Below are 7220 nucleotides of genomic sequence, written 5' to 3' on the forward strand. Positions count from 1 at the left end.
GCCCTTTGGCAAGGCTGGAAGCCGGGCTTGCCGGGCTTAAAACCTCGCTTACAAAGTTTTATCGAACCGCGGAATACGAGATACGCGAAAGAATCAGGCGATTGCCGCGTATTCGGCGGTTTAATCCCTTTTCTATGGCAGCATGAATCCTGAGAGCGCAGGAGTGATGCGCTTCTGGTCATACATTTCAGCCATTGGGCGAGGATTAAGGCCGGGCTGCTTTTCGTCGCTTGCATTCGCTTAAGAGCTTTCTTCTAATAATGCCAGTACCGCTATGAAAACCCGCTTCGCCCCCCTGCTGCTCCTGCTGCCGCTGCTCGTTTTGTGCCGGAACCGCTGCCCCGCCGCTCCAGAGCAGGCCGGTCCCCATAAGGACCTGAATACTCCGAGGGATTTCCCCCAAATCACCTCAGGCGAGCAATGGCAACACCGCGCGAGAGAAATCCGCCAGCAGGTTCTGGTCAGTTGCGGGCTTTGGCCTATGCCCGATAAAACCCCGCTCAAGGCGCATGTGTTCGGTAAAATCCTGCGCGATGGCTATACTATCGAGAAGGTCTATTTGGAGACCGCGCCTGGCTTTTATCTGGGAGGAAATCTGTACCGCCCGCGCGGCCAGGGCAGCGGACCTTTTCCGGCGGTGCTCAATCCGCACGGGCATTGGGATGAAGGGCGCTTCGCCGACACGAAGGATGGCAGCATCGCGGCTCGCTGCATCAGCCAGGCGCGCCAGGGGATGATCGCATTTTCCTACGACATGGTCGGGTTCAACGATACGCACTTTATCGATAGCCCAACAAACGAACCCTTCTACCAGGTTCATCACCAGTTCGCCACGAACCGGGTCGATCTGCTCTGGAATATAGATTTGCTGGGCCTGCAGACCTGGAACAGCATCCGGGCGCTGGATTTTCTCGCCTCTCTGCCGGATGCGGACATCAAGCGCCTGGCCTGCACGGGAGAGTCGGGCGGAGGCACCCAAACCTACTTGCTGGGAGCGGTTGATGATCGCCTGGCAGCCCAGGTCCCGGTCGTCATGGTCTCCCATATCATGCAGGGCGGGTGCCTTTGCGAAAACGCCCCGGGCCTGCGTGTGGAGTATTCCAATATGGAGATTGCCGCTGCTGCAGCGCCCCGTCCCCAGCTCCTGGTCTCGGCTACCGGTGATTGGACCAAAGACACCATGAGGGTCGAAGGTCCCTCGATTTCTCATATCTACAGACTTCTTGGAGCGCCCGAAAACTTTAGCTATGAGCAGTTCAACTTCGGCCATAATTACAATCAAACCAGCCGCGAAGCCGTTTATACCTGGTTCGCCAAATGGCTTTTGCACCGCCCGGGGGATGTCGTCGTGAAGGAAGCCTCCTATCGAAAAGAACCGAATGCGGATTTGCGTGTCTTTGCCGGAAGTGCCTTGCCCGCCGATGCGATGACTCAGGAGCAGTTCATCCAATCCTTGCGCCGGCGGCATCGGGCACAATGGGAAGCCCTCGTCCCACGGAACAAACCCGGGCTAAGGAAGTACCAGGCCCTGATGCAGCCGGCCTGGCGGCACACCTTGCAGGTGCAATGGCCGCTCAGCCGGCCCGGGATTCAGGTCGAAGAATCCAAACAGGAGGGCCAGTTCCTGCGCGCTTCTCTGCGCCTCATGCGCCCAGGAGGAACTGTCCCGGTTTCCGCCACCTACTGGGCGCCTCCGGGTATCCTGAGCAACGCCGCGCCTAAGCTGGTCGTGCTTTGCGATGCAACCGAGCACACCACTCCAGCCCAGAACGCGCCGAGTCAGGCGGCCTCCGAGTTTTTAGCTCGCGGTTTGGCTGTGTTGGAAATCGACCAGTTCAGCAGCGGCGCGACACCGGACCCATTTGCCGATTTCTTTACCACCTACAATCGAACGGAGCTTCAGCAACGCGTACGCGACCTGTTGACGGTTTGCGCCGCCGCCGGGGGAGTTGACCCGCGACAATCCTTGCCTTTCCATGTCATTCTGGCAGGGACGGGTCATGCAGGACTCTGGGCGTTACTCGCCGCCCCGGGGGCGGACGCCGTTGTTGCCGATTGTGCCGGATTGGATGTCTCGGATGAACAGGCGCTCCTGGCCCCCGACGTGTTCTGTCCCGGCATCCTGGCTATGGGCGGGTTCGAAGGCGCGGCCATTCTGGGGGCGCCGCATCCGCTCTTGTTGCACGATATAGGAGAGAATTTTCCCACGACCGGTTTGCGTTCGAGTTATAAGGCCGTGGCAGCGACCCGCAAGTTGAAGGTTCAGCCCGGACCCATGTCAACAGACCAAATTGCAAAGTGGGTTGAAACAGTAAATTGATTTCGGCCTTTTTGCTGAGCTTGTCGCCTGATCGAGCTTTCGCTAACTTCCCTTCATGCCGATTTCATGGAATGAAATCCGCCATAACGCCATAAAGTTTTCGCTCGGAAGCAAAAGCCGCTGTACGCGCAAAAGCCACCCGGGTTGCCCCAAGGCAAGAGCACTCCCGAGTCGGAGGCCCTCGCCGCTCATTTTTACTCCGCAAAGGAAACGCCCCCACCGGAATGATTGAGCATCTTGCCAAATCGTGTCCGGAAACTCATTCTTCATTTTCACCCAATTCGCTCTCTGGAGGCATGGGCGCTAATCTCTCTAACTGCCGCTTCAGCCGCATGGAAGCCGCACATCCCGTGAACGCCCCCGCCGGGCGGTGTCGAGGAAGAACAAAGATAAACCCCACGCAGCGGCACGCGGTAGGGAACGGAACTCAACACCGGGCGCGCAATGAGCTGCCATAAATTCGCCGCGCCACCGTTGATGTCGCCACCGATGAGATTTGGATTGCGGCTTTCCAGGTCGGCGCAGTTCATCGTGCGCCGCGCCAGGATGAGTTGGCGAAACCCCGGCGCAAACCGCTCGATCTGTTGTTCGACGCGCTCGGTCATATCGAAAGAGGAATTGTGCGGGACATGGCAGTAGGCCCAGGCGGTGTGTTTGCCTTCCGGCGCGCGCGACGGATCGAATACGCTCGGCTGCGCCAGCAACACGAAAGGCCGTTCTGCCGGGTGACCATCCGCCACCGCCTGCTCGGCCGCCACAACTTCGCCCAATGTGCCGCAGACGTGAACGGTCCCGGAGCGCCTGCACGCCTCGGCTCGCCACGGGATGGGGCCGTTTAGGGCATAGTCCAGCTTGAACACACCCGGGCCGTAACGGTAGCGTTCGAGTTTTCGCCGGTAACGCTCTGGCAAGCGGGCGCCGGCGATGCGGAGCAATTGTCTCGGAGTCACATCGAACAAAACCGCCCGCGACTCAGGCAGCTCGTCCATGTTCTCCACCCGCCGGTTGGCGAGGATTTCGCCTCCGAGAGTGCGCAGGTGCGCGGCCAAAGCGTTGGAAAGCTGCTGCGAACCGCCCTGCGGCAGCGGCCACCCCACCGCGTGGCCCAGCATGCCCAGGACAAGTCCGAACGCCGCCGATGCCCTCGCATCGAGCGGCAAAAATGAATGCGCCGCCAGCCCGGCAAACAACGCCCGCGGCGGCTCGGTTCTAAACTTGGTCAACGCCAGGCCAGTTGCGGAGCGCAGCGCATTCCAGCCGAATCGCGACAACACGAGAGGATGCCGCGGCAGGTGCAGCAAAGGCTGGAGGAATTCCGAAGCCAGGTCTTCCCAGTTGCGCTCGAGTGGTGAAAAGAGGCGTTCGTACCGGCGCTGATCGGCGCCGAAGCCGGCTGCTGTTTGCGCAACGTCTCGCCGCAACACAGCCGCCTGGCCGTCCGGCAACGGATGGGCCAGCGGGCATTCAGGCTGAATCCATTTCAGCCCGTATTTGTCGAGCGGCAGGGTTTGAAAAAAAGGTGAAGCTGCCCCGAGCGGATGGATAGCCGAACAAACATCATGAACGAAACCGGGGAGTGTCAATTCGGCGGACCTGCTCCCGCCGCCGATGGTGGCGTTGGCTTCCAGGACAAGAACGCGCAGGCCTTGCTGAGCCAGACGGATGGCCGCTGCCAACCCGTTTGGCCCCGAGCCTACCACCACCGCATCGTATGGACTGGCCATGTTAAGCTAAAACTGAGACATGCGCCCCGTGGGGGATAGCGAGACGCCCACCCTTCAAGGCAATCCGGCGCGCCGTGGATCGTGAGACCAATGTGCGCAATTCAGGGCACTCAGAAAGCCGGAAGGGAGCAGGGCAGGAGCCGAATTGTTGGTTGAACTATAGCCGTGGCCTGGCGAGACGCACCCGAGAACGATTAGGGTCACAAGCCAGCAGGCACGGCCCCGCTGTTTCGGCTGCTTGAACATCATAAGCCGCCGCGCGCCTTGCTTTACTTCGGCACGACCCAGATGTTGCGGTAGCAAACCGGGTTGCCGTGGCCCTGGAGCTGCAGCGGGCCGCCCTGCGGGCTTTCTGCCTTGCCGCCGGGGGTGGGTCCTTTCAGCTTAACCTGGTCGAGAACCAGCACGCCATTGTGGCGCAGCGTGACGATCGCGTCCTTGGTCTTCTTGCCAGCGTCATCGAACTGCGCAGCGGTGAAATCCACGTCGTAGGTCTGCCAGGTGAGCGGCGGATAACACATGTTTACGGCGGGCGCAGTTTGCGAGTAGATGGCGCCGCATTCGTTGTCCAGGCCCTTGAGCCCGAAGGAATCGAGCACCTGAATCTCGTAACGGTCCTGGAGATAAACGCCGCTGTTGGCGCGCTCCTGGCCGCGGGCAAACGGCTTGAACGGCAAATAAAACTCCACATGCGCGGTGAAGTTGGTGAATTCCTGTTTGCTCTTGCAACCGGAGGCCAGGCAATGCTGGTCAGTCATATGCCCGCCGTTCCAGGCCGCGGGGCTGGCGCCGTCGAACAAGACGAGGGCATCGGCGGGCGGCTTCGCGCCGAGCGTCGGGCTTTTGCGCTCGACCTTTTCCATCGTGTAGGGGCCGCCACTGGGAGTGGTAATAGTTATCTTGCCGTTGGCCAATTCGGCGCGGTACCCGTTCTCTCCGGTGAACACCACCTGCGCGCCCTCCCGTTTGCCGGCGCTTTCGCTCCTGGCGCTTTGGTCCCAACCTTCGCCGGGCAGCCCGCCGGGATAGGTCACCATCCGGAAGTTGCCGTTGCCGAGCGCGATCACCTGCGACCCGCCCCAGTCGTTTTTGTATTCCCCCTGGCCGGCGTAGTCCGGCCCGGCGGTTGCGGGGCTTAGGAAGGTGATTTCGCTAAGTTTTTCAGCGGCATAAAGGACCGTCGATGTGGTGAGCAGCACAATTGGCAGCAGTGTTTTCATAATTCCAAGATCGAACTATCAGAGCGAAGGCAGTCAACATCGCTGCGCGGCAGAAGTCAAAGCAGGATTTGGAATTGCTCGATTTCGCCGGGATTCCACAGGAAAACGCCACCACAAGCCATTTTCATATTGTGAATGCAAAAGCCTCCCGACAACCTATTGGAAGCATACGATGGTTTACGGGCTGGCCCCATCGGTTCAGTTGTGATGAAAACACGCCGCGAATTCTTCAAGTCCGCCGCCCTGGCGGGTGTTCTGGGCGCCCGGGTGTTGCCGCTCAGGGCAGCGGAGAGCAAACCGCAGGACCCGACGGGCGCTGATGAACGGCGCTATTGGGTCTCCATTGCGGAAAAGCTTGCGCGGCCTGTGCTGGCAAATTTGGCTCAGGGCCAGTTGAGGTCAAAAATGCCTATCGAAGAGCGGCCCGGTTCGAACCGCGCAGCCTGCACCCATCTCGAGGCCTTTGGCCGGTTACTCTGCGGCATTTCGCCTTGGCTTTCCCTGGATGATCCACCCGAAAGCGAGCGAGCGCTGCAGCGGGAGTTGATTCATCTCGCACAGGTCTCCCTGGATAAAGCGACCGATCCGCACTCGCCTGACTTCATGAATTTCACTCAGGGCGGCCAACCGCTGGTTGACACTGCCTTTCTGGCCCAGGGCATCTTGCGCGCGCCGGGCGTTTTGTGGAAGGCGCTCAAGCCGCGGGTCAGAGAGCAGGTGCTCGCCGCCTTCAAATCCTCGCGGGCGATAGCCACGCCGGCGAGCAATAACTGGGTGATGTTCGCCGCGACAATCGAGGCGGCGCTGCTGGAGTTCGGCGAGCCGACGCTTGAAGAGCGCCTCGAGAACTGTGCGCGCAAGATGCTCGGTTGGTATGTCGGTGATGGCGTGTACGGCGACGGCGAGTTTTTCCATTTCGATTACTATAACAGCTTTGTCATCCAACCGATGCTGCTCGATGTGCTCTCTGTGTTGAAGAGGCGCGACGCGCGATTTGTGGCCGCTTACGAAACCATTTTGCAGCGGGCGAAACGCTTCGCGCAAATCCAGGAGCGGCTTATCGCCCCGGACGGAACGTTTCCGTCGCTTGGCCGTTCGACGGCGTATCGTTTCGGCGCCTTTCAGACCCTCGCGCTCATCGCATGGTTGCGCGAACTCTCCGGGAATATCAAACCAGCCCAGGTGCGTTGCGCGCTGACAGCGGTCATCCGCAAAATGATGGAAGCCGCGGGAACATTCGATGCCACCGGGTGGTTGCAAATTGGTTTCTGTGGTCATCAACCTGCGCTGGGTGAGCGCTATATTTCTACTGGCAGCCTTTATTTGTGCTCGGCTGGTTTGCTGCCCCTTGGCCTGCCGCCAACCGCTGAATTCTGGAATGCCCCTGCTGAGCGATGGACCTCGCAAAAGATTTGGTCGGGCGAAAATCTGCCCCCGGACCATGCCCTTCGCGACGTGCGGGAAGCGGAGCTGCCGACTCTAAATCGCCCACAATAAAAAACAACCTCCCGATGAGGGCCTCTTCGGTATCTTGGCCATGTAGTCGATGAAGTCAGGCGCAGGAGGCCTTGAGCCCTCCCGCAAGTTTACGGAGCAAACCCGGCGCGGATGCAAAGAAGCGAATCAGCTTGCGCCGCACCAAGACCAAGTATTTTCGCGTAACGGCATTGTCCAACGGCGCTTATCTACTGGAGCCGAGAGTCCTCGTACCCCCGCAGGCCATTTCCCCTCGCGTCCTCAAAATGTTGGACCGTTCGGCCGCAAACCTTAAAAAGGGCATTGCGTCACCACCGATTGACCGTCAAGATTGGCTTTCGGGTTGCGCGCGGTGGCCCGTATTGCGCGGTTTTAGCCTTTTTCACAGTCCCAATGGCCAGCCAGTGTCTGGGGGCGGTTTGGTTACCGTGACCGTAGGCGACCGTACGGTTACCGTGGGTTACCGGCGGATGCCGATTG

The 7220-nt window shown here is 60.0% G+C and carries 4 protein-coding genes; 2 read left to right on the top strand and 2 right to left on the bottom strand.

The features are described 5' to 3' along the window. Positions 1-274 precede the first annotated feature (274 nt). The gene (locus VG146_16035) at positions 275-2320 is read left to right on the top strand and encodes a hypothetical protein (GenBank protein ID HEV2393863.1); all 2046 of its coding nucleotides are present in this window, start codon (positions 275-277) and stop codon (positions 2318-2320) included. A 272-nt stretch (positions 2321-2592) separates the two neighbouring features. Here VG146_16035 and VG146_16040 read toward each other — a convergent pair whose 3' ends face one another. Together VG146_16040 and VG146_16045 are read right to left on the bottom strand one after the other, a co-directional pair. After that, entirely contained in the window at positions 2593-4044 is a 1452-nt protein-coding gene (locus VG146_16040) for an NAD(P)/FAD-dependent oxidoreductase (GenBank protein HEV2393864.1), read from the bottom strand. Between the two features lie 269 nt (positions 4045-4313). Further along, a complete protein-coding gene (locus VG146_16045) occupies positions 4314-5264 on the bottom strand; it encodes a DUF1080 domain-containing protein (GenBank protein HEV2393865.1) in 951 nt (316 codons plus the stop codon). A 207-nt stretch (positions 5265-5471) separates the two neighbouring features. Between VG146_16045 and VG146_16050 the strand changes: the two genes are divergently transcribed. Then, entirely contained in the window at positions 5472-6761 is a 1290-nt protein-coding gene (locus VG146_16050; GenBank protein HEV2393866.1) for a DUF2264 domain-containing protein, read from the top strand. Positions 6762-7220: the final 459 nt, after the last annotated feature.

The organism is Verrucomicrobiia bacterium (assembly GCA_035946615.1).
Classification (GTDB): Bacteria; Verrucomicrobiota; Verrucomicrobiia; order Limisphaerales; family UBA8199; genus DASYZB01.

Coding starts and splice junctions, on each gene's coding strand:
- VG146_16050 (HEV2393866.1), top strand. CDS start 5,472: ATGAAAACACGCCGCGAATTCTTCAAGTCCGCCGCCCTGGCGGGTGTT.
- VG146_16035 (HEV2393863.1), top strand. CDS start 275: ATGAAAACCCGCTTCGCCCCCCTGCTGCTCCTGCTGCCGCTGCTCGTT.
- VG146_16045 (HEV2393865.1), bottom strand. CDS start 5,264: ATGAAAACACTGCTGCCAATTGTGCTGCTCACCACATCGACGGTCCTT.
- VG146_16040 (HEV2393864.1), bottom strand. CDS start 4,044: ATGGCCAGTCCATACGATGCGGTGGTGGTAGGCTCGGGGCCAAACGGG.